General features: G+C 70.9%; 21 protein-coding genes. 14 read left to right on the top strand and 7 right to left on the bottom strand.

The features are described 5' to 3' along the window. Positions 1 to 100 precede the first annotated feature (100 nt). From KBY32_RS10230 to KBY32_RS10210, 5 genes are all read right to left on the bottom strand, one after another. Positions 101 to 1,180, bottom strand: coding sequence for a 2-oxoacid:ferredoxin oxidoreductase subunit beta (locus KBY32_RS10230; protein ID WP_210979670.1), 1,080 nt, complete (start codon positions 1,178 to 1,180; stop codon positions 101 to 103). Further along, the gene (locus KBY32_RS10225; protein WP_210979669.1) at positions 1,173 to 3,104 is read right to left on the bottom strand and encodes a 2-oxoacid:acceptor oxidoreductase subunit alpha; all 1,932 of its coding nucleotides are present in this window, start codon (positions 3,102 to 3,104) and stop codon (positions 1,173 to 1,175) included. The genes KBY32_RS10230 and KBY32_RS10225 overlap by 8 nt, the downstream gene beginning before the upstream one ends. A gap of 407 nt (positions 3,105 to 3,511) precedes the next feature. Then, the gene (locus KBY32_RS10220) at positions 3,512 to 4,222 is read right to left on the bottom strand and encodes a response regulator transcription factor (RefSeq protein WP_247689225.1); all 711 of its coding nucleotides are present in this window, start codon (positions 4,220 to 4,222) and stop codon (positions 3,512 to 3,514) included. Between the two features lie 157 nt (positions 4,223 to 4,379). Then, entirely contained in the window at positions 4,380 to 5,741 is a 1,362-nt protein-coding gene (locus KBY32_RS10215) for a sensor histidine kinase (protein ID WP_210979668.1), read from the bottom strand. A 152-nt stretch (positions 5,742 to 5,893) separates the two neighbouring features. Further along, a complete protein-coding gene (locus tag KBY32_RS10210) occupies positions 5,894 to 7,114 on the bottom strand; it encodes a sensor histidine kinase (RefSeq protein ID WP_210979667.1) in 1,221 nt (406 codons plus the stop codon). A 343-nt stretch (positions 7,115 to 7,457) separates the two neighbouring features. On the opposite strand from KBY32_RS10210, the gene KBY32_RS10205 reads away from it, so the two are divergent. The 13 genes from KBY32_RS10205 (at position 7,458) to KBY32_RS10145 (ending at position 19,974) form a co-directional block, all read left to right on the top strand. Further along, a complete protein-coding gene (locus KBY32_RS10205) occupies positions 7,458 to 7,880 on the top strand; it encodes an NADH-quinone oxidoreductase subunit A (RefSeq protein ID WP_210979666.1) in 423 nt (140 codons plus the stop codon). Further along, complete coding sequence (locus KBY32_RS10200) at positions 7,871 to 8,530, top strand: NADH-quinone oxidoreductase subunit B (protein WP_210979665.1); 660 nt, start codon at positions 7,871 to 7,873, stop codon at positions 8,528 to 8,530. The genes KBY32_RS10205 and KBY32_RS10200 overlap by 10 nt, the downstream gene beginning before the upstream one ends. Continuing rightward, the gene (locus KBY32_RS10195) at positions 8,527 to 9,966 is read left to right on the top strand and encodes an NADH-quinone oxidoreductase subunit C (protein ID WP_210979664.1); all 1,440 of its coding nucleotides are present in this window, start codon (positions 8,527 to 8,529) and stop codon (positions 9,964 to 9,966) included. The genes KBY32_RS10200 and KBY32_RS10195 overlap by 4 nt, the downstream gene beginning before the upstream one ends. Beyond that, positions 9,963 to 10,931, top strand: coding sequence for a complex I subunit 1 family protein (locus tag KBY32_RS10190; RefSeq protein WP_115507736.1), 969 nt, complete (start codon positions 9,963 to 9,965; stop codon positions 10,929 to 10,931). The genes KBY32_RS10195 and KBY32_RS10190 overlap by 4 nt, the downstream gene beginning before the upstream one ends. Before the next feature lie 2 nt (positions 10,932 to 10,933). Further along, positions 10,934 to 11,497: an NADH-quinone oxidoreductase subunit I gene (locus KBY32_RS10185; RefSeq protein ID WP_210979663.1), complete on the top strand. Its 564-nt coding sequence runs from the start codon at positions 10,934 to 10,936 to the stop codon at positions 11,495 to 11,497. Continuing rightward, positions 11,494 to 12,231 (top strand): NADH-quinone oxidoreductase subunit J, encoded by a 738-nt coding sequence (locus KBY32_RS10180; RefSeq protein ID WP_374224919.1) that lies wholly within the window; start codon positions 11,494 to 11,496, stop codon positions 12,229 to 12,231. Before KBY32_RS10185 ends, KBY32_RS10180 begins: the two co-directional genes overlap by 4 nt. Then, positions 12,231 to 12,611, top strand: coding sequence for an NADH-quinone oxidoreductase subunit NuoK (gene nuoK, locus KBY32_RS10175; RefSeq protein ID WP_210979662.1), 381 nt, complete (start codon positions 12,231 to 12,233; stop codon positions 12,609 to 12,611). The genes KBY32_RS10180 and nuoK overlap by 1 nt, the downstream gene beginning before the upstream one ends. Continuing rightward, positions 12,608 to 14,602, top strand: coding sequence for an NADH-quinone oxidoreductase subunit L (locus KBY32_RS10170; protein WP_210979661.1), 1,995 nt, complete (start codon positions 12,608 to 12,610; stop codon positions 14,600 to 14,602). The genes nuoK and KBY32_RS10170 overlap by 4 nt, the downstream gene beginning before the upstream one ends. A 6-nt stretch (positions 14,603 to 14,608) precedes the next feature. Then, positions 14,609 to 16,183 (top strand): NADH-quinone oxidoreductase subunit M, encoded by a 1,575-nt coding sequence (locus KBY32_RS10165; RefSeq protein WP_210979660.1) that lies wholly within the window; start codon positions 14,609 to 14,611, stop codon positions 16,181 to 16,183. After that, positions 16,180 to 17,703 carry an NADH-quinone oxidoreductase subunit N gene (locus tag KBY32_RS10160; RefSeq protein ID WP_210979659.1) on the top strand — a complete coding sequence of 508 codons (1,524 nt, stop codon included), beginning with the start codon at positions 16,180 to 16,182 and terminating at the stop codon, positions 17,701 to 17,703. The genes KBY32_RS10165 and KBY32_RS10160 overlap by 4 nt, the downstream gene beginning before the upstream one ends. Before the next feature lie 256 nt (positions 17,704 to 17,959). Beyond that, positions 17,960 to 18,820, top strand: coding sequence for a zinc metalloprotease HtpX (gene htpX, locus KBY32_RS10155; protein WP_115507733.1), 861 nt, complete (start codon positions 17,960 to 17,962; stop codon positions 18,818 to 18,820). Then, on the top strand, positions 18,817 to 19,212 hold the full coding sequence (locus KBY32_RS10150; protein WP_108708216.1) for a YccF domain-containing protein: 396 nt from the start codon (positions 18,817 to 18,819) through the stop codon (positions 19,210 to 19,212). Before htpX ends, KBY32_RS10150 begins: the two co-directional genes overlap by 4 nt. A 192-nt stretch (positions 19,213 to 19,404) precedes the next feature. Next, on the top strand, positions 19,405 to 19,974 hold the full coding sequence (locus KBY32_RS10145; protein ID WP_210979658.1) for an SMI1/KNR4 family protein: 570 nt from the start codon (positions 19,405 to 19,407) through the stop codon (positions 19,972 to 19,974). A 129-nt stretch (positions 19,975 to 20,103) separates the two neighbouring features. Here KBY32_RS10145 and KBY32_RS10140 read toward each other — a convergent pair whose 3' ends face one another. Beyond that, a complete protein-coding gene (locus KBY32_RS10140; protein ID WP_210979657.1) occupies positions 20,104 to 21,369 on the bottom strand; it encodes an APC family permease in 1,266 nt (421 codons plus the stop codon). A 148-nt stretch (positions 21,370 to 21,517) separates the two neighbouring features. On the opposite strand from KBY32_RS10140, the gene KBY32_RS10135 reads away from it, so the two are divergent. Then, entirely contained in the window at positions 21,518 to 21,784 is a 267-nt protein-coding gene (locus KBY32_RS10135; RefSeq protein ID WP_055622570.1) for a GlsB/YeaQ/YmgE family stress response membrane protein, read from the top strand. A 156-nt stretch (positions 21,785 to 21,940) separates the two neighbouring features. Here KBY32_RS10135 and KBY32_RS10130 read toward each other — a convergent pair whose 3' ends face one another. After that, positions 21,941 to 22,429, bottom strand: a complete 489-nt coding sequence (locus KBY32_RS10130; RefSeq protein ID WP_210979656.1) for a YajQ family cyclic di-GMP-binding protein — start codon at positions 22,427 to 22,429, stop codon at positions 21,941 to 21,943. Between the last annotated feature and the right edge of the window lie 57 nt (positions 22,430 to 22,486).

Below are 22,486 nucleotides of genomic sequence, written 5' to 3'. Positions count from 1 at the left end.
CGCGGCCGGTGTCGGTCAAGACAACGGAACAGCAGCGGGGGCGGCCCGGAGCACACGCTCCCGACCGCCCCCGAGCCACACGATCATGACCCGGCCGAGGTCAGCCCACGACCGTCCAGGTGTCCCCGCCCGCCATCAGCGCCGCCAGATCACCCTTGCCGTTCTGCTCGATCGCGGTGTCGAGCTGCTCGGACATGAGCGTGTCGTACACCGGGCGGTCCACCGCGCGGAACACCCCGATCGGCGTGTGGTGCAGGGTGTCCGGGTCGGCCAGCCGGGAGAGGGCGAACGCCGTCGTCGGCGACGCGGAGTGCGCGTCGTGGACCAGGATCAGCGACTCGTTCTCCGGGGTCACCGTCACGACCTTCAGATCACCCGTGGCGGCGTCCCGCACGACACCGCGCGAACGGTCGGTCCCGAATCGGATCGGCTGCCCGTGCTCCAGCCGGATCACCGCCTCCTCCGCCTGCTGTCTGTCCTTCAGCACCTCGAAGGCGCCGTCGTTGAAGATGTTGCAGTTCTGATAGATCTCGATCAGCGCCGTCCCCTGGTGGGCGGCCGCCTCCCGCAGCACCTGCGTGAGGTGCTTGCGGTCGGAGTCCACCGTGCGCGCCACGAACGACGCCTCGGCGCCGAGCGCGAGCGACACCGGGTTGAAGGGCGCGTCCAGCGAACCCATCGGCGTCGACTTGGTGATCTTGCCGAGCTCGGAGGTCGGAGAGTACTGCCCCTTCGTCAGACCGTAGATCCGGTTGTTGAACAGCAGGATCTTGAGGTTGACGTTACGGCGCAGGGCGTGGATCAGGTGGTTGCCGCCGATGGACAGCGCGTCACCGTCGCCCGTGACCACCCACACCGACAGATCGCGGCGCGAGGTCGCGAGCCCGGTCGCGATCGCGGGCGCGCGCCCGTGGATGGAGTGCATCCCGTACGTGTTCATGTAGTAGGGGAAGCGCGACGAGCAGCCGATGCCCGAGACGAAGACGATGTTCTCCTTGGCCAGGCCCAGCTCCGGCATGAAGCCCTGCACCGCGGCGAGGATCGCGTAGTCACCGCAGCCGGGGCACCAGCGCACCTCCTGGTCGGACTTGAAGTCCTTCATGGACTGGCGGGCCGTGGCCTTGGGGATGAGCGAGAGCGCCTCGATCGTGCCCGTGCCTTCCGGGGACGTCTCAGGCATCGATGGCCTCCTTCAGAGCCTTGGCGAGCTGTTCCGCCTTGAACGGCATGCCGTTGACCTGGTTGTACGAGTGGGCGTCCACCAGGTACTTCGCCCGGACCAGGGTGGCGAGCTGCCCGAGGTTCATCTCGGGGATCACCACCTTCTCGTACCGTGCGAGCACCGCGCCCAGGTTGCGCGGGAACGGGTTCAGATGCCGCAGATGGGCCTGCGCGATCGACTCACCCGCGGTGCGCAGCCGGCGGACCGCCGCCGTGATCGGGCCGTACGTCGATCCCCACCCCAGCACCAGCGTGGTCGCCTCGTGCGGGTCGTCGACCTCCAGGTCCGGGACCTCGATGCCGTCGATCTTGGCCTGGCGGGTGCGCACCATGAAGTCGTGGTTGGCGGGGGCGTACGAGATGTTGCCCGTGCCGTCCTCCTTCTCGATGCCGCCGATGCGGTGCTCCAGACCCGGCGTGCCCGGCACCGCCCACGGGCGGGCGAGCGTCTGCGGGTCGCGCTTGTACGGCCAGAACACCTCGCTGCCGTCGTCCAGGGTGTGGTTCGGCCCCTGGGCGAACTGCACCGTCAGATCCGGCAGCTCGTCGACCCCCGGGATCCGCCACGGCTCGGAGCCGTTCGCCAGATAGCCGTCCGACAGCAGCATCACGGGCGTGCGGTACGTCAGCGCGATCCTGGCCGCCTCCAGGGCCGCGTCGAAACAGTCCGCCGGTGTGCAGGGGGCGATCACCGGGACCGGCGCCTCACCGTTGCGCCCGTACATCGCCTGCAGGAGGTCCGCCTGCTCCGTCTTCGTCGGCAGACCGGTCGAGGGACCGCCGCGCTGGATGTCGATGACCAGCAGCGGCAGCTCCAGGGACACGGCGAGCCCGATGGTCTCCGACTTCAGGGCCACACCCGGACCGGACGTCGTGGTCACCGCGAGCGAACCGCCGAAGGCCGCGCCGAGCGCCGCCCCGATCCCGGCGATCTCGTCCTCGGCCTGGAACGTGCGTACACCGAAGTTCTTGTGCCGGCTCAGCTCGTGCAGGATGTCCGAGGCCGGGGTGATCGGGTACGACCCCAGATACAGCGGCAGGTCGGCCTGCCGGGACGCCGCGATCAGGCCGTACGACAGGGCGAGGTTCCCGGAGATGTTCCGGTAGGTGCCCACGGGGAACGCCTTCGTCGCCGGGGCGATCTCGTAGGAGACGGCGAAGTCCTCCGTCGTCTCGCCGAAGTTCCACCCCGCGCGGTAGGCGGCGATATTGGCGGCCGCGATATCGGGCTTCTTGGCGAACTTCGACTTCAGGAACTTCTCCGTGCCCTCCGTGGGCCGGTGATACATCCAGCTCAGCAGGCCCAGCGCGAACATGTTCTTGCTGCGCTCGGCCTCTTTACGGGTGAGATCGAATTCCTTCAGCGCCTCGACCGTGAGCGTCGTCAGCGGCACCGGGTGAAGGCTGTAACCGTCGAGGGAGCCGTCCTCCAGGGGCGAGGTGTCATAGCCGACCTTCTGCATCGCCCGTTTGGTGAACTCGTCCGTGTTGACGATGATCTCCGCCCCGCGCGGAAGATCACCGATATTGGCCTTCAGGGCCGCCGGATTCATCGCGACCAGCACGTTCGGCGCGTCGCCCGGGGTCAGGATGTCGTGGTCGGCGAAGTGCAGCTGGAAGGACGACACGCCCGGCAGCGTGCCGGCGGGGGCCCGGATCTCCGCCGGGAAGTTCGGCAGGGTCGACAGGTCGTTTCCGAAGGACGCCGTCTCCGAGGTGAAGCGGTCGCCGGTGAGCTGCATACCGTCGCCCGAGTCCCCGGCGAAACGGATGATCACCCGATCCAGCCGGCGTACGTCCTTCGTCGTTCCTGCCGGATTGCGCTGCTCTCCTACGACGGCTTCGTCGGCCTGCTCCGCTGGGCTACTGACCTGGCTGGTCACTGAACTGGACCTCCCTCGAGGCGGCTGTCTGGGCTGGCCTTCCCGCAAGCCTTCCCAGGATCAACCCTACGTCCGTAAAGGTCGCTCTCCCGGGGCCATTCGCATGACGGACTTGATGATGAAACCGCGGCCCCACCTTTGCTCCCCATGATTCACCAGCCCCCCGGCGCTGAACTTGAAGACGCTGCGAGTTCTTCCTTCGGTTGCCGTTCGATTGCCGTGCGATTATCGAACCCCTGACCGAACCCGTGTGGGTGAATCCCTGTGGGTCGAATCCCGGCCGGCCCGATTCCCGACGGGCCGCGTCGGGAGTTCGTACAGGTCAGGAGTCCGGTCACGTCAGGAGATCGGTCACGTCAGGAGATCGGTCATGTCAGGAGATCGGTCATCTCAGGAGTCCGGAGACGTCAGGAATTCAGATAGGTGAGAACCGCGAGGACCCGCCGGTGGTCCCCGTCGCTCGGGGACAGCCCGAGCTTGAGGAAGATGTTGCTGACGTGCTTCTCCACGGCTCCGTCGCTCACGACCAGCTGCCGGGCGATCGCCGAGTTGGTCCGGCCCTCCGCCATCAGCCCGAGCACCTCCCGCTCCCGCGGAGTGAGCCCGGCGAGCACGTCCTGCTTGCGGCTGCGGCCCAGCAGCTGGGCCACGACCTCCGGGTCGAGGGCCGTACCCCCCTGGGCCACCCGCACCACGGCGTCCACGAACTCCCTGACCTCCGCCACGCGGTCCTTCAGCAGATAGCCGACCCCGCGGCTGGACCCGGCCAGCAGCTCCGTGGCGTACCGCTCCTCCACGTACTGCGAGAGAACGAGTACCCCCAGACCGGGATGTGCCTTGCGCAGCTGCACGGCCGCCCGCACCCCTTCGTCCGTGTGCGTCGGCGGCATCCGTACGTCCGCGACCACCACGTCCGGCAGCTCCCCCTGGGCGTCCAGCTCCGTGATGGTCTTGATCAGCGCCTCACCGTCCCCGACACCCGCCACCACGTCGTGCCCGCGGTCGGTCAGCAGCCGCGTCAGTCCCTCCCTCAGCAGCACCGAATCCTCGGCGATGACCACCCGCACCCTGTCCTCCACGATCCTCGGCCCCCCGCGCCCTGGGAATCGGCCGGGCATCCCCCCGGCCCTGACGTCCTCGCGACCTCAGTATCCCGCGTGCGGCTCGCTCGGAGGGGGCCTGTGGATAACCCGCACACGGCGATCCGGCCCCGAACATCCGGAGCCGGATCCTCACTTGCCTCCCCGCCCGACGCGGGGGCGGTTCAAGAACGCTTCAGACGGTCCGCCAGGGCAGCTCCGCCGTCACACGGGTCGGACCGCCCTGCGGCGAGTCGACCACGAGGATGCCGTCGACCGCGTCGAGCCGCTCCGCGAGCCCCGCAAGCCCCGAGCCGGCGGACACGTCGGCGCCACCGACGCCGTTGTCCACGACCTGGAGCATCAGCCGGTTCTCCACCCGCCACACGTCCACCGACGCCCAGGTGGCCCGCGCGTGCTTGCTGATGTTCTGCAGCAGCTCGGAGACCGTGAAGTACGCGATGCCCTCGATCGCCGGCACCGGGCGCTGCTCCAGATCGACCTGGACCTCCACCGGCACCGTGCACCGCGACGCCACCGCCGACAGGGCCGCGTCCAGACCGCGGTCGGTCAGGACGGCCGGGTGGATGCCGCGGGCCAGATCGCGCAGCTCCTGCAGGGCCGTCTTCACCTCGCCGTGGGCCTCGTCGACCATCCGCGCCGCCGCCTGCGGGTCCTCCGTCAGCTTCTCCTTGGCCAGCCCCAGATCCATGGCCAGGGCCACCAGGCGGGCCTGCGCCCCGTCGTGCAGGTCACGCTCGATACGGCGCAGATCGGCGGCGGCGGTGTCCACGACGACCCCGCGGTCCGACTCCAGCTCCACCACGCGCGTGGCCAGCTGCGACGGCCCGAGCAGACCGTGCACCATCACCCGGTCGACCGTCGTCAGCGCCCGGATGATCCACGGCGTGGCCAGCGTGAACACCAGCCCGACCAGCGCGGTGACGGTGATCTCGAACGGGTTGTCGAGGTAGATGCTGTGCGTCTCGTCGCCGAACAGCTGCAGGCCGTCCTGCCCCGCCCAGACCGGGAAGACCCAGAACCACAGCGGATACGTCAGCAGCGCCCACCCGTACGTCCACAGGCTCACCGCGACGGAGAAGGAGAACACCGCCCACGGGAAGTGCAGCACCGCGTACAGCACCGACCGCCACGACGTCCCGCTCTTCAGCACCGCGCCGACCCACGCCATGAAGCCGCCCGAGCGGGTCCGCAACGGCTCCGGGTCGCCCACGTCCAGGTGGAGCAGGGCACGCGCGCGTACCCGCTCCAGCGCCGCGAAGCCCCGGCAGCCGGCCAGGGCCGCCGCCAGCACCGGCACCCCGAGGAACGTCACCAGCAGGCCCGCCCCCAGCGACACCATCGTGACCGCGTACACGAAGAGCATGATGCTGATCGGCAGACCCAGCAGGACGTAGCCGAACTCCCGCCAGGTGCGTGCCGCGAACGGCGCGCGCAGCACGGCCGGCATCCGGTGCCGCCGCTCACCGTGCTCGGGGAACCCGTGCTCGGGGTGGCCGAGCCCGTGCCCGTAACCCTGTCCGTACTCCGTGGCCATCGGCGTCGTCCGTTCTCCTCGTCCCTCAGCCCCCGTGCGAGGCTGTGCCGTCGTACCTCCACCCTCCTCGACCCCGCGTGCCCGGACCATGGAGACCGTCGGCCTCTTGGACGGGGGGTTTTCCCTACCCCTGGGCCGTCCCCTGGGTGTGCCTACCCCTGGCCCGCCGCACGCGGCCGCCACGGAAGCTCGGCCGTCACCGTCGTGGGGCCGCCGTCGGGGGAGTCGACGACGAACAGCCCGTCCACGGCGCCCAGCCGGTCGGCGAGCCCGCGCATCCCCGTGCCGCCGTCCAGGCGCGCACCACCGCGGCCGTCGTCCCGCACCTGGATCAGCAGCCGGTCGTCCCGGCGCCACACGTCCACCGACGCGGACGCCGCCGCGCTGTGCTTGCTGACGTTCTGCAGCAGCTCGGAGACCGTGAAGTAGGCGATGCCCTCGATGGCCTCGGCCGGTCGCGCCGGCAGGTCCACGGTCACCTTCACCGGCACCGTGCAGCGCGACGCGACCGCCGACAGGGCGGCGTCCAGACCCCGGTCGGTCAGGACGGCCGGGTGGATGCCCCGGGCCAGATCGCGCAGCTCCTGCAGGGCCAGCTTCACCTCGCCGTGCGCCTCCGCGACCATCTCCGCCGCCGCGTCGGGGTCCTCCAGCAGCTTCTCCTTGGCCAGGCCCAGCCCCATGGCTAGGTTGACCAGACGGGCCTGCGCCCCGTCGTGCAGGTCGCGCTCGATACGGCGCAGATCGGCGGCCGCCGTGTCGACCACGACCCCGCGGTCCGACTCCAGCTCGGCGATCCGGCGCTCCAACTCGTCGGAGGGCGACAGCAGCCCGCGCACCATCGCCCGGTCCGCGTTCGACAGACCCCGCGCGATGAACGGCAGAACCGGCCACAGCACGAACAACGACGTCAGCGTGATGACGAACGTGAGGACGCCCCACGGCAGCCGGATGAAGTCGTACAGGACCGTCCGCCAGCCCACCGGGTCCTTCAGCGCCAGCCACAGCTGCGGGAAGAAACCGTCCTTCCCGCCGCTCAGCGGCAGCCTGCTCGGCTCGTCCACCCGCACCCCGAGCAGCGCACGCGCGCGCGCCCGCTCCAGCTTGCCCAACTGCCGCGCGCCCATCAGCCCGCCCGCGAGCAACGGGAACCCGATCACCGTCACCGTCAATCCGGCACTGGTGAACAACACCGTCACCACATAGATGAAGCCCACCAGCGACACCGGGAAGTTCGCCAGCAGGTGCGCGATCTCCTTCCAGGTGTGCCGGTCGTAGGCGAAACGGGCGGGCGGCAGCGGCGGCTGCGTGCTGTCGGACGGCCCGGAGGCGTCCCGCGAGGAGGGCTGCGAGGAGGTGGGGCGTTCGGTCATACGGGTCAGCGTGCCGCGCGCGCCGCCCGCGCGCCATGGAGTGGACCGCCTCCGCACCCTGGGGAAAACCCCACCTCCGGGCGTCCGCCGCGGGCCCGCGGGACGCTTCTCGCCGCCTCGAGGAGCATGCTCCTCGCCTCCCGACGGGAACCAGAGGCGTGACGGGCTGCTTACGGTGTCTTTAGCAGGGCCTAGACTCCCGTGCGTACAGATCGTCGAACAGCGTCGACAGCGACGTTCACGGCACTGTTCACGAGATCACGCGTCGCAGGACACTGGCCCCGGACGGGGCGGAGCCTGGTCCTGGGACATCGGTCACGAGGTCAGGGAGCGAGGGACGGACGTGTCGGAACAGACCGTCGTCGTCGCGGCGGATGGGTATGACGTCGTCGTCTCGGCGGACTACTTCCAGTCCTACTCGGTCGTCGGGCTGCTGGCCGTCGTCGGCGTGCTGTTCGTCGCCGTCGCCTTCGGCGCGGGCCGCCTGCTGCGACCCGTGGTCCCCACACCCGAGAAGCTCCTCACCTACGAGTGCGGCGTCGACCCCGTCGGCGAGGGCTGGGCCCACACCCAGGTCCGCTACTACGTGTACGCCTTCCTCTACGTGATCTTCGCCATCGACTCGATCTTCCTCTTCCCCTGGGCGACGGTCTTCGCCGCCCCGGGCTACGGCGCCACCACGCTCGTCGAGATGTTCGTCTTCCTGGGGTTCCTGGCCGTGGGCCTGCTCTACGGATACAAGAAGGGCGTCCTGGCATGGACGTGACGCCAGACACCAACGAGCAGCCGGTTCTGCTGCCGGAGCCGAAGCGGCTGGGCGCGCTCGCCCGCCTGGCTCCGGAGCCGATGAAGGTGATCCTCAACTGGGGCCGCCGCTACTCGCTCTGGGTCTTCAACTTCGGCCTCGCCTGCTGCGCCATCGAGTTCATCGCCGCGTCGATGGCCCGCCACGACTTCATCCGGCTCGGCGTGATCCCGTTCGCGCCCGGCCCGCGCCAGGCCGACCTGATGGTCGTCTCCGGCACGGTCACCGACAAGATGGCACCTGCCGTGAAGCGGCTGTACGAGCAGATGCCCGAGCCGAAGTACGTCATCTCCTTCGGCGCCTGCTCGAACTGCGGCGGCCCCTACTGGGACTCCTACTCCGTCACCAAGGGCGTCGACCAGATCATCCCGGTCGACGTCTACGTCCCCGGCTGCCCGCCCCGCCCCGAGGCGCTCCTCCAGGGCATCCTCAAGCTCCAGGAGAAGATCGCCGAGGAGTCGCTGGCCGACCGCTACGCCACCTCCCGCCCATCCACGGCCGCCCTCCAGAGCGGGCTGGTACGGGGTCCTGAGACGCCGGGCACGGCGACTTCCGGCGATGCTGCCAGCGCCACCGCCACGGACACCGACGCGGGGGAGGCCGGGCGATGACGACGATCGGCTGGCTGCCCGCCCCGGCCGAGGAACTGTTCGGCCCGGAGGCCACCGCCGAGGAGTCCTACGACGTCCTCACGGTCGACGTGCCCCCGGCGACCTGGATCACCGCCCTGGAGACCGCCCGCGACACCCTGGGCTGCACCTACTTCGACTGGCTCAGCGCCGTCGACGAACCCGGCACCGGCTTCCGCGTCGCCGCCCACGTCGCCGCCCTCGCGCCCGTCCGCCGTCTCCTGGTCCGTACGACCGTCCCCCACGAGTCGCCGACCCTCCCTTCAGCCGTCGGCGTCTACGCCGGCGCCACCTGGCACGAACGCGAGACCCACGAGATGTTCGGCGTGGAGTTCACCGACCACCCCGGCCTCGACCACCTCCTCCTCCCCGAGAACTTCGAAGGCCATCCCCTCCGCAAGGACTTCGTCCTGGCCGCCCGCGTCGCCAAGGCGTGGCCGGGCGCCAAGGAACCCGGCGAGTCCGAGCACGGCGGCCCCAAGCGCCGCCAGATGCTGCCGCCCGGCGTGCCCGACCCCAACGAGTGGGGCCCGCTGAAGGGCCAGCTCCCGCCCGCCCCGGCCCGCCCGGCCAGGGCCGCCGGACGCACGGCCGGAGAACGCCCCGTACGCCGCACCCGCTCCGCCGCCGAAGGCTCGGCGACCCAGCCGGGCGCCCCGACGGAGGCCACCCCCGCCGCCGGCACCAGGCCCCGCCGCACCCGCACGGCATCCCAGGGCTCCGCCAGCCAGACGGCCCCCGGAGCCGACGCCCAGCCCCCGGCCACCGGAGCCGAGGCCCAGACCCCGGTCACCGGAGCCGAGGCCCAGCCCCCGGCCACTGGAGCGGGAGCCGAGGCCCAGACCCCGGTCGGCACTGGGTCCGAGGCCCCGGTCACCGGGGCGGAAGCCGGGGCCCCGGCCGAGCCCGGCACCACGGCGCCCCCGGCCCGCCGCGCCCGTAGTGTGAGCGAGGGCTCGGCGTCCCAGCGCACCCCGGCCACGCCCCGGCGCTCCCGCAGCGCCTCGGAGGGCTCGGCCAGCCAACGCCCCGCACCCGAAGCGTCGACCCCCACGGCTCCGGCCCCGGAGGGAGAGGGGGAGGCACCGGCACCGGCCACCCCGGACGACGGCCCGGCCCCGGGCACACCCGCCCCGGACTCGGCCGCCCCCGGCACCGGCGCCCCCGCCGCCCCCAGGGCTCCGCGCAGCCCGGACGCCCCGTGGCACCACGCCCGCCCGGCCTTCGAGGAAACGGCCCCCGAACCGACCGCGCACGAGGAACAGACCGCGCGGGAAGAGCGGCAGGACGACCCCCGGCCCGGCAAGGAGACCGCCGAGCAGCCCGACGGGTCGGCCGACGACCAGACCGATCAGCCCGCCGATCACCCCACCGACCACCCCGACGAAGGAACCGACCCCGCAGGAGGCCCGCGGTGAACGACGCTCTCGACGTCACCCTGCGACTCCTGATCGTCTTCGTCGTCTTCCTGACCTTCCCCCTGCTCGTCGGCCAGACCGAGCACAAGGTGATGGCTCATATGCAGGGCCGCCTCGGCCCCATGTACGCCGGTGGCTTCCACGGCTGGGCCCAGCTCGTCGCCGACGGCGTGAAGTTCGCGCAGAAGGAGGACGTGGTCCCGGCCGGCGCCGACCGCCGTATCTTCCAGCTCGCCCCTGCCGTGGCCCTCCTTCCGTATCTGCTCGTGCTCCTGGCCATCCCCATCGGCCCGGGCGAAGGCGCGGTCGGCGAGGTCGTCGACGCGGGCATCTTCTTCGTCCTGGCGGTCATGGGCGTCGGCGTCCTCGGCTCGCTCATGGCCGGCTGGGCCTCCGCCAACAAGTTCTCCCTTCTCGGTGGTCTGCGCACCGCCGCGCAGCTCCTCGCCTACGAACTCCCCATGCTGCTGACCGCCGCCTCCGTCGCGATGGCGGCCGGCACGGTCTCCCTTGTCGGCATCCTCGACGCCTTCGAGTGGTGGTGGCTGCCCTGGCAGATCGTCGGCGCGATCGTCTTCTTCGTCGCCGGCCTCGCCGAACTCCAGCGCCCGCCCTTCGACATGCCCGTCGCCGACTCGGAGATCATCTTCGGCGCCTACACCGAGTACACCGGGCTGCGCTTCGCTCTCTTCCTCCTCGCCGAGTACGCCGGGATCGTCGTCCTGTGCGGGCTGACCACCGTCCTGTTCCTGGGCGGCTGGCACGGCCCCTGGGGTGCCGACGGTCTCGGCTGGGTCTGGACTCTGCTGAAGACGGCCGTCCTCGCCTTCATCGTGATCTGGCTGCGCGTCACCTACCCGCGGCTGCGCGAGGACCAGCTGCAGAAGCTCTCCTGGACCCTTCTCGTCCCCCTCTCCCTCGCCCAGATCGCCCTCACCGGCGTCGTCAAGGTGGTGATCCAGTAACCATGGCCCCCGTCCCCGGAAGTGGCCTGGCCAAGGGCCTGGCCGTCACCCTCCGCACGATGACGAGGAAGTCCGTCACCGCGCAGTACCCGGACACCCAGCCGGCCCTGCCGCCCCGAAGCCGCGGTGTGATCGGCCTGTTCGAGGAGAACTGCACGGTCTGCATGCTGTGCGCCCGTGAGTGCCCCGACTGGTGTATCTACATCGACTCCCACAAGGAGACGGTCCCGCCGGCGGCCCCGGGTGGCCGGGAACGCAGCCGCAACGTCCTCGACCGCTTCGCCATCGACTTCTCCCTGTGCATGTACTGCGGTATCTGCATCGAGGTCTGTCCTTTCGACGCCCTGTTCTGGTCCCCGGAGTTCGAGTACGCGGAGACCGACATCCGTGACCTCACCCATGAGCGCGACAAGCTGCGCGAGTGGATGTGGACCGTCCCGGCCCCGCCCGCCCTAGACCCCGGTGCCGAGGAGCCCAAGGAGATCGCCGCCGCCCGCAAGACCGCCGAGAAACTGGCGGCCGCACAGGCGGAGTCGCGACAGAACGCGCAGGAGGGGGAGTCGTGAGCCTCGCCGCAGCCGCCGTCACCGCCCACACCCTGACCACCAACGCCCTGACCACTCACGCGGCCCCGTCGAACGGCACCCACGGCTTTCTCTCCCCGACGGGTGTCGAGATCACGTTCCTCCTCGTCGGCCTGGTCACCTTCGGCGCCGCCCTCGTCACCGTCACCACCCGGCAGCTGGTGCACGCCGCCCTGTGGCTGGTGGTGGCGCTCGGCGGGCTGGCCGTCGAATACCTGCTGCTGACGGCCGAGTTCATCGCCTGGGTGCAGGTCCTCATCTATGTCGGATCCGTCGTCGTCCTCCTTCTGTTCGGTCTGATGCTCACCAGGGCTCCCATCGGCCGCTCCCCGGACGCCGACTCCGGGAACCGCTGGGCCGCCCTCGCCGTGGCCGCCGTCTCCGCGGTCACGCTCATCTGGGTGGTCGTCGACGCGTTCCGCACCACCTGGATCGATCTGGACGGTCCCGCCGCCGGCTCCACCAAGGCCACCGGCGAGAGCCTCTTCCAGAACTGGGTCCTCCCCTTCGAGGGCCTGTCCGTCCTCCTCCTCGCCGCACTGGTCGGCGCGATCGTCCTGTCCCGCAAGGCGAAGGACGAGCCCGGCTCTCCTCCTGTGAACTCCCGAGTCGCGACTGGGAGTTCCCCATCCGTCCCGGATTCCCGTAATCACCCGATCGGGCGAAAAGCGGCGTCCGAGGGAACTCAGTCGGCCGAGCAGGAAGGCGCCCGCTGATGCATCTCGCGTATCCCGCCGTGCTCTCCGCGCTGCTCTTCTGCACCGGCCTGTACGGCGTCCTCGCCCGCCGCAACGCGATCCTGGTCCTGATGTCGGTCGAGCTGATGCTCAACGCCGTCAATCTCAACCTGGTCGCCTTCGACGTCTGGCTCAGCCGGGCCGCCGAGGACACCCTGCACTCCGGTCAGGCCCTCACCCTCTTCACGATCACCATCGCGGCCGCCGAGATCGGCATCGGCCTGGCGATCGTGCTCGCCGTCCACCGCAACCGCGGCACCTCGGACATCGACCGGCTCCGCGACACCGCCGAGGGCCACGACCCCGATCACGACAGCCCCGCCACCGGGCAGGCCGAGAAGGCTGAGGCCACCGCGTGACCACGACCACCCTCGCCGTCCTCGTCCCCCTCCTTCCCTTCCTCGGCGCCGCGGCCGGCCTGCTCCTGGGCCGCACGGCACCCGGCTTCGTCCGGCCCCTCGCCGTCCTGCCGACCCTCGCCTCGGTCGTGCTCGCCGCCGTCGTCGCCGTGCGCCAGGGCGGCGACCGGGCGATCGACGCCGCCACCGAGCTCACACCCACGGGCTCGGTGCCGATCGAACTCGCCCTGTACATCGACGGCTTCGCCGCACTGGTCGCCGTGCTCGTCGGCGTCGTCGCGACCTGCGTGCAGATCTACTCCACGGGTTACCTCCGCGAGGACCCCCGCTACCCGTCGTACGCCGCGCTCGTCTCCCTGTTCACCTCCGCGATGCTGCTCGTCGTCTACTCCGGCGACCTCATGGTGCTGCTGGTCGGCTGGGAGATCATGGGCATCTGCTCGTACTTCCTGGTCGGCCACTACTGGGAGACCCCCGAGGCCCGTGCCGCCTCCCTCAAGGCCTTCCTGGTGACCAAGCTCGGTGACGTCCCCTTCCTCATCGGCCTGTTCGCGCTCGCCACCGACGCCGGGTCCTTCCGGATCACGGAGATCCTCGGCACCGTCGCCGACGGCGGACTCGACCACCCGACCCTTGTCGCGCTGCTGCTCCTCGCGGGAGTGGCCGGCAAGTCGGCGCAGTTCCCGCTGCACACCTGGCTGCCCGACGCCATGGCCGGTCCGACGCCCGTCTCCGCGCTGATCCACGCCGCGACCATGGTCGCCGCCGGTGTCTACTTCGTCGCCCGTCTCCTCCCGGTCTTCGAGGCCTCCCAGGCCGCGATGGTCGTACTCGCCGTGATGGCCGCCGTCACCATGGTCGGCTCCGGACTCGCCGCCCTCGCCCAGGACGACATCAAGCGGGTCCTCGCCTACTCGACGATCGGCCAGCTCGGCTACATGACCGGAGCCCTGGCCGTCGCCGACCGCGGCGCGGCCGTCTTCCACCTCCTCTCGCACGGCGCCTTCAAGGCGCTGCTCTTCCTCGCGGCCGGCGTGATCATCCACGCCGCCGGCACCAATTCGCTGGCCGTCATGTCCCGTATGAGCGGGCTGCCCGACCGGGTCCCGGACGCCTTCTGGACGATGACCGTGGCGCTCCTCGCGCTCGCCGCGATCCCGCCGTTCAGCGGCTTCTTCTCCAAGGAGTCCGTCCTCGGCGCGGCCGAGCACGTCGCCACCGGCCACACCGAGCACGCCCCGGGCGCCGCCGGCTGGACCGTCCTGATCGCCGGCGTGATCACCGCGCTGCTCACCGCCGCGTACGCGACCCGCCTGTGGCTGCTCACCTTCCGCGGCCACGGCGTCGCGGCCCCCGACCACGGCAGGCAGCCGGCCACGATGACCGTGGTGCTGTGGGTGCTGGCCGTGCCCTCGCTGGCCGTCGGCGCGTTCGCCTACCGCGTGCTCCCCGACTGGTTCGACGGCGACGACCTCGCCCCCACCCTCACCACCTCCGTCCTCGGCACCGGAGTCGCCCTCATCGGCGGCATCGTCACCTACGCCGCCTGGCGGCACACGACCCCCCTCGCGGCCGACGTCCCGATCGGCGCGGTCGTCGCCCACCCCGAGGGCGACGCCGGACAGGTCGAGGCGGAGGCCATCGCCAGCCACGCGCCCGTGTACGGGGGAGTGGCCTACGCACCCGACCCGGCGGACCCCGGCAGGCTGCTGCTCGGCCCGCTGCACCGCCACGCGGCCGTCGGCTTCCACCTGGACGCCGTGTACCAGGCGCTGTTCGTCCGGCCCGTGCGGGGCGGCGCGGCCCTCGTCCGGTTCCTCGACCGCGAGGTCGTCGACACCTACGTACGCGGCGCCGGCGCCCTTCCCCGCTGGCTCGGCATCGCCGTCCGGCGTGCCCAGACCGGCAATGTGCAGACCTATGTGAGCGCGCTGCTCGCCGGCACCGTCGTCCTCGCGGTCGCCGCCGTCCTCGTCGCCACGGGAGCGTGAGCAGGCGTGATCGATATCAACGAGTCCGTGATGCAGTTCCTTCTGGCGTTCGTCGTCGTCGGGCCGCTCCTCGGCGCGGCCGCCGCCCTCCTGCCCGCCCCACCCGGGCTGAAGGGGAAGTCACCCGAGCAGGCGGTGCTCCGGCACGGTGTCACCGTGACCGGCGCGGTGCTCATCGCAGCGATCGTCCTCGCGCTGGGCTTCGACCACGACCAGCCATCGAAGATGCAGGCCAGCACGGACATCAGCTGGATCCCCGCACTCGACGTGCGCATCCACCTCGGTGTCGACGGCATCTCCCTCCCCCTTCTGGTCCTGACCGCGCTGCTGACCTTCCTCTGCGCGCTCTACTCGTACTTCAAGATGCCTTCCGGCCCCACCCCGAAGGCGTTCGTCGCCCTGCTGCTCCTGCTGGAAGGCGGCACCCTCGCCACCTTCGCCGTCCTCGACCTGCTGCTCTTCTTCCTCGCCTTCGAGACGGTCCTCATCCCGATGTACTTCCTCATCGCCCGCTGGGGCGGCGACGGCCGGGCCGCGGCCGCCTGGAAGTTCATCCTCTACACGCTGCTCGGCTCCGTCGTGATGCTGCTCGGCCTGCTCCTGATCGGTCTCAAGGCGGGCACATTCGACATGGTGGCACTCGCCACTGACAACGGCCGGTCACTGACCGCATCCGTGCAGGTCATCGCCGTTCTGGCGATCGGTCTCGGCCTCGCGGTCAAGACACCGATGTGGCCCCTGCACAGCTGGCTGCCCGACGCGCACACCGCCGCGCCGACGGTCGGCTCGGTCCTGCTGGCCGGCGTCCTGCTGAAGATGGGCACGTACGGGTTCGTGCGGATCCTCCTGCCGATCGCGCCCGACGGCTTCGCCGACTTCGCGCCCTACCTCGCCGCCTTCGCCGTCGTCGGGATCATCTACGGATCGCTGGCCTGCCTGGCCCTGGCCAAGCAGGGCGCGAAGGGCGACCTCAAGCGCCTCATCGCCTACTCGTCCGTCGGCCACATGGGCTTCGTGCTGCTCGGCATCGCCACGATGACCCCGACCGGCGTGAACGGCGCCCTGTTCGCCAACATCGCCCACGGCCTCATCACCGGCCTGCTGTTCTTCCTGGTCGGTGCCCTGAAGGACCGTACCGGCACGACCGACCTCGACACCCTCGCCGAGGAGACCGGCGCCGCGCTGTACGGCAAGGCCCCGCGCCTGGGCGGACTGGTCGCCTTCGCGGCGGTCGCCTCGCTGGGCCTGCCCGGGCTCGCCGGGTTCTGGGGCGAGATGCTCGCTCTGTTCGGGGCGTTCGACCCCGCCGCCGGCCTCAGCCGCCCGGCCTTCCTCACCTTCATGGCGATCGGCGCCTTCGGCACCCTGCTCACCGCCGCCTACCTGCTCGTCGTGGTGCGCCGCGTGTGCATGGGCGCGGTCCCGCAGGAGGCGCCGCGGCTCGCCGACGTCCACGGTTACGAGTTCGCGGCCTGGACGCCGCTGGTCGCCCTCACCGTTGTCGCAGGGCTCTGGCCGAAGACCCTTCTCGGCCTGACCGACCCGGCCGTGCAGCAGCTCCTCGCAGGAGGCACCCGATGAGCTCCCCGGCCCACACCCTCGCCGAGTCGCTGGTCCAGTCCGTCGACTGGCTGGCCATCGCGCCCCCCACGGTCGTGGCAGCCGTGGCACTCGCGGTCCTCGTGGCCGACCTGTTCGTCCCCGAGGCCAGGAAGGCCCTGCTCGGCTGGGCTTCCGTGGCGGGCCTCGCCGCCTCCGCGCTCCTGCTGCTGCCCCTCCTGGACGGCGACCGCTCCACCTTCTGCCTCACCGGTGCTCCGGAGGTGTGCAGCTACACCGCGGACCGCTTCACCCTCGTCATCCAGTTCCTCGTCCTTGGCGGCGCCCTTCTCGCGGCCCTCCTCTCGGTCACCGCCCTGAAGGACGCGAGGAAGGACCTGGCCGAAGGTGAGTACTGGTTCCTGCTGCTGTCCTCCGCCGCCGGGGCCGCGCTGCTGCCCGCCGCCCGCGACCTGGCGACTCTCATCGTCGCCCTGGAGGTCGCCTCGCTCCCCGCGTTCGCGCTGGTCGGCCTGCGCCGCGGCGACCGCAGGTCGTCCGAGGCGGCCCTGAAGTTCTTCCTGTCCTCGGTCACCGCCACCGCGGTCAGCCTCATGGGCATCAGCTTCGTGTACGCCGCGACGGGCACCCTGCACCTCACGCGGCTCGCAGAGCGCATCCAGGACGTCGACGGCCAGCTCCAGACCCTCACCCAGACCGGCGTGGTCCTCACCCTCGTCGGCTTCGCCTTCAAGACGGCCGCCGTGCCCTTCCACTTCTGGGTGCCGGACACCTACATCGGTGCGCCTCTGCCGGTCGCCGCCTATCTGTCGGTCGTCGGCAAGGCGGTCGGCTTCACCGGCCTGATCCTCGTCACCGTCGTGGCGCTGCCGTCGTACGCCGGCGTCTGGGGCCCGGCGCTCGCGGCGCTCGCCGCGCTCACCATGACCGTCGGCAACGTGGGCGCCCTGCGACAGCAGGCCACGCGCGCGTACAGCGCGGTACGCCTGCTCGCCTGGTCCTCCGTCGGCCAGGCCGGCTACCTCCTGGTACCGATCGCCGCCGCCGCGTACTCCGGGGACGCCGAGCGGTCCATCGGCTCCACCGTGGCCTACGCGCTCATGTACGGCGCCGTGAACCTGGGCGCCTTCGCGGTGGCCGCACTGGTCGGCCGTACGAAGACCCTGAACCGGGTCAGCGACTACCGCGGCCTGTACGCCCGCAACCCCGTGTCCGCCCTGGTCCTGGCCTTCTTCCTGCTCTGCCTCGCGGGGCTGCCGCCGGGCATCATCGGGCTGTTCGCCAAGGTCACCGTCTTCTCCGCCGCCGTCGACGCGGGTCTGGGCTGGCTGGCCGTGGTGATGGCGGTCAACGTAGTGATCGCGCTCTTCTACTACCTCCAGTGGACGGCCCTGCTGTTCCGCGCCCCTGAGGGCGAGCCGGTCAGGCATCTCCCGCCCGCGCCGGTGACGGCCGCGATCGCCCTCACCGGCGTCATCGCGGTCGCCCTGTCCGGAGCGCCCCAGCTGGTCCTGCGCTTCGCCGACACCGGGCTGTTCTGACCTGCCCGTCCCCACACGCGCCCGTTGCACCCCCTGCCCGTCCCGGCACGCGTGCGTGCCCGCGTGCCGACGTGCCCGCGTGGCCCGGGTCCTCACCCGGACAGCCCAGACGTGGTGGCGGCCGACCAGGGAACCCGTGACCTTCGCCTGGCGTTGACCAGTACAGAAGGGTCCACTGGACGTGACACCACGACACCGGTGGCGTCGGACAACGACCAGTAGAGGTTCCCCTGCCGCACCACTTGGAGGGCGTACCGTGCACCGCCGGCACAACGGGCTCAGGACCGCAGTCCTCCTCGGGGGACTGTCCGCACTCATCATCGGTATCGGCAGTTTCTTCGGCCGGACGGGGCTCGTCATCGCGGTCGTGGTCGCCCTCGGAACCAACGCCTACGCGTACTGGAACAGCGACAAGCTCGCCCTGCGCGCGATGCGAGCCCGCCCGGTCAGCGAGTTCGAGGCGCCCGGGCTGTACCGCATGGTCCGCGAGCTCTCCACCCAGGCCCGTCAGCCCATGCCCCGCCTCTACATCTCGCCGACGGAGGCACCGAACGCGTTCGCGACCGGACGCAACCCGCGCAACGCCGCGGTGTGCTGCACCGAAGGCATCCTGCGCCTCCTCGACGAGCGAGAGCTGCGCGGTGTCATCGGCCACGAGTTGAGCCATGTCTACAACCGCGACATCCTGATCTCGTCGGTCGCCGGTGCACTCGCCTCGGTGATCATGTTCCTGGTCAACTTCGCTTGGCTGATCCCGATCGGCCGCTCGGACGACGACGACGGACCCGGCATCCTCGGCCTGCTGCTGATCATGATCCTGGGGCCGCTGGCCGCCTCCCTCATCCAGCTGGCCATCAGCCGCTCCAGGGAGTACGAGGCGGACGCGTCCGGAGCCCAGCTCACCGGAGACCCGCTCGCTCTGGCCAGCGCCCTGCGCAAGCTGGAGATGGGCACCAAGCAGCTGCCGCTGCCGCCCGAGCCCCGGATCGAGACCGCCAGCCACATGATGATCGCGAACCCGTTCCGTCCCGGCCAAGGATTCGCGAAGATGTTCTCCACCCACCCGCCGATGGCAGAGCGCATCGCCCGACTCGAGAAGATGGCAGGCCACCAGTGAAGACCATCCTGAACGTCATCTGGCTCGTCCTGAGCGGCTTCTGGCTGTTCCTCGCCTACATGGTGGCGGGCCTCGTACTGTGCATCACCATCATCGGCATCCCGTTCGGCATCGCGGCCTTCCGCATCGGCGTCTACGCCCTGTGGCCCTTCGGGTACACCACGGTCGAGCGCCATGACGCGGGCGCGCCCTCGTGCGTCGGCAACGTCCTGTGGCTGGTCCTCGCGGGCTGGTGGCTCGCCATCGGCCACATCGTCACGGGCCTCGCGCTGTGCGTGACGATCATCGGCATCCCGTTCGGCATCGCCAACTTCAAGCTGATCCCGGTGTCGCTGTTCCCGCTGGGCCGCGAGATCGTGCCGACGGACAGGCCGTTCGCGGCGACCTGGTAGACGGGGCGGCAGCCGGGCTGTCCGCCTGCGACTGTCCACACTCCGGCGCCCGGACTGCCCACACCGCGGCGCCCACCCTGCCCACACCTCGGCGCCCGACTGTCCACAGCCCGACGCTCCGTCTGTCTGTCCACAATCCGCCGGTTGTCCACGGCCCAACCGGTTGTCAGTGGCGGCTTGCATCATGAACGCATGACCGAGAACGAGCAGTTGCTGACGAGGGTGGCGGACCAGGCCCGCAACACCCGTCCGTGGGGCTGGCCTTCACTCCCCGAGCCGGTGGACGCGGCCACCGTGGCCCGCGCCGAGGCCGCCCTCGGCTTCAGCCTGCCCCCGCTCCTCGCCGACCTCTACCTCCGCATAGGCGACGGCGGATTCGGCCCGGAGTACGGCCTGTTGCCACTGCTCGACAACCCACCCGCCGGCGAGCCGGCCGCCGTCCCGCAGTACCTCGCCAACCGGGAGGAGGCGCGGACGGACACCGACTGGCCCTGGCCCGAAGGGGTCCTGCCGATATCCCACTGGGGCTGCGCGATGTACGCCTGCGTGGACTGCCGCAGCCCCGAGGCCCCCGTCCTCCTCTTCGAACCGAACGCCGACGACGCCGCTCACGCCTGGTACGTGGACGCCCCCAGCCTCGCCGACTGGCTGCGCGCCTGGCTCGACGGCACCGGCTGGTACGACGAGGCGAACGACGGCATGGACCTGACCCCGTGGGCGGACTTCCCCCTGCGCACAGCGTCCCAGCACCCCACCACGTGAGCACCTGAGCTGCTGAGGCGAGCCCGCCCCACCGTCGCCGTCCCCGCACCCCACCACCTGAGCCCCTGAGCCCCTGAGGCGAGCCCAGCCCCACCATCACGGCCCCCGTCCCAGGCCCGGCATCCCGCCCTACGCCCGGGATGGCCGTCGCCCCACCCACCACCGCACCCCGTACAAGGCGCCGCCGACCGCCAGCACACCCGCGCCCACGACCACCGAGACCACCGGAAGGGAGAAAGCGAGCACCGCACACCCGACCAGCCCCACCACCGGCACGACTCGTGCACGCCGGGCCCGGTCCAGCGTCCAGGCCGAGGCGTTGGCCACCGCGTAGTACGCCAGCACACCGAAGGAGGAGAAGCCGATCGCACCCCGCACGTCCACCGTGGCGGCGAGGACCGCGACCACCGCGCCGACCGCCAGCTCGGCCCGGTGCGGCACCTGGAAGCGCGGATGGACGGCGGCCAGGACGCCGGGCAGATGCCGGTCGCGGGCCATGGCCAGCGTCGTACGCGAGACACCCAGGATCAGCGCGAGCAGTGAGCCCAGCGCCGCCACGGCAGCCCCCACCCGGACGACGGGGACCAGCCCCGGTACCCCCGCCGCGCGCACGGCGTCGGTCAGCGGCGCGCCCGCAGCCCCGAGCCGCTCGGCTCCCAGCACGGAGAGGACCGCCACCGCGACACACGCATAGACGACCAGCGTCACGCCCAGGGCGAGCGGGATCGCCTGGGGGATGGTGCGCGCGGGATCCCGGACCTCCTCGCCCAGGGTCGCGATCCGCGCGTACCCGGCGAACGCGAAGAAGAGCAGACCGGCCGCCTGGAGGACGCCGCCGACACCGCCGGACGCTCCGGTCCACAGATGCCCGGCATCGGACCGGCCGGAGCCCAGGCACACGACCACCACAGAAGCCAGGACAGCCAGAACCACCACCACGATCGCCCGTGTCAGCCAGGCGGACTTCTGGACGCCGCCGTAGTTCACCGCGGTCAACGCCACCACGGCCGCGACCGCCACCGCGTGCGCCTGGCCCGGCCACACGTACGCCCCGACCGTCAGCGCCATCGCCGCACAGGAGGCCGTCTTGCCGACGACGAAGGCCCAGCCCGCCAGGTACCCCCAGAACTCCCCGAGCCGCTCGCGTCCGTACACATACGTCCCGCCCGAGGCCGGGTAGCGGGCGGCCAGCCGGGCCGACGACATGGCGTTGCAGTACGCGACGACGGCCGCGACCGCGAGCCCGAGGAGGAGACCCGAGCCGGCCGCGCGTGCGGCGGGACCGAGCGCGGCGAAGATCCCGGCTCCGATCATCGAGCCGAGCCCGATGACGACGGCGTCACCGACTCCCAGTGAACGCCGGAGCCCGGGGGAGGCGGAGGGGGACCGTGTCATGGCCCGACCCTACTGATCGCCGCAACCGCGGGGCACCGGCGATACGTCCTGTTCACCAACGAAGCAGCAACAGTGTGCGAACGAGCGCGCCGGAGATCACAGTGCCTGGAGAAGTGCAGGCGCGGCGCGGAGGGGCAGGTTCAGGGGTATGACGATCATCAGCTGGATCCTCCTGGGGCTGTTGGCCGGAGCCATCGCCAAGTTCCTGCTGCCGGGCCGGGACCCCGGTGGCTTCATCGGCACGACGCTCATCGGTATCGCGGGCGCGTTCATCGGCGGCTGGATCTCGGCCCGCTGGCTGGACCACCCGATCAGCAAGGACTTCTACGACGGCGCCACCTGGGTGTCGGCGATCGGCGGTTCGCTGGTGCTGTTGGTTGCCTACCGGATCTTCTTCGGTCACTCACGCGACTGAGCCCGCGGAGCATGACCTCGGGCCACGGACCGGAACGCGAGAAGGGTGAGCCCCGCGCACCCGCGCGGAGAGCTCACCCTTCGGTCCCAGGGCCCGGGCGGCCGACCGGCACGCCCCGCACCCCGTCGGCTCAGTCGGTCACCGGCGATTAAACGATCACCGGTAGTTCACGAACTGCAGCGCGAAGTCGAAGTCCTTGCCCTTCAGCAGGGAGATCACGGTCTGGAGGTCGTCCCGGCTCTTGGAGCTGACGCGCAGCTCCTCACCCTGAACCTGCGCCTTCACGCCCTTGGGGCCCTCGTCGCGGATGATCTTCGCCACCTTCTTCGCGTTCTCCTGGGAGATGCCCTCCTCGATCGACGCGAAGATCTTGTATTCCTTGCCCGAGAGCTGCGGCTCGCCCGCGTCCAGGGCCTTCAGCGAGATGCCGCGCTTGATCAGCTTGGACTGGAAGACGTCGAGGACGGCCTTCACCCGGTCCTCGGAGTTCGCCTCCATGAGGATCTTCTCCCCGGACCACGAGATCGAGGCACCCACGCCCTTGAAGTCGTAGCGCTGCGAGATCTCCTTGGCGGTCTGGTTGAGGGCGTTGTCGACCTCCTGCCGCTCGACCTTCGAGACGATGTCGAAACTGGAGTCGGCCATGTCCTGTGGCTCCTTGTATCGGGGTGCGAATGGGTGCGTGTCGGCGGGCGTGGAGTG

Origin of the sequence: Streptomyces sp. RK62 (genome assembly GCF_018070255.1) — a bacterium.
In the GTDB taxonomy this organism is placed as follows: domain Bacteria; phylum Actinomycetota; class Actinomycetes; order Streptomycetales; family Streptomycetaceae; genus Streptomyces; species Streptomyces nigra.
This window is presented reverse-complemented; position numbering and strand designations above follow the sequence as displayed.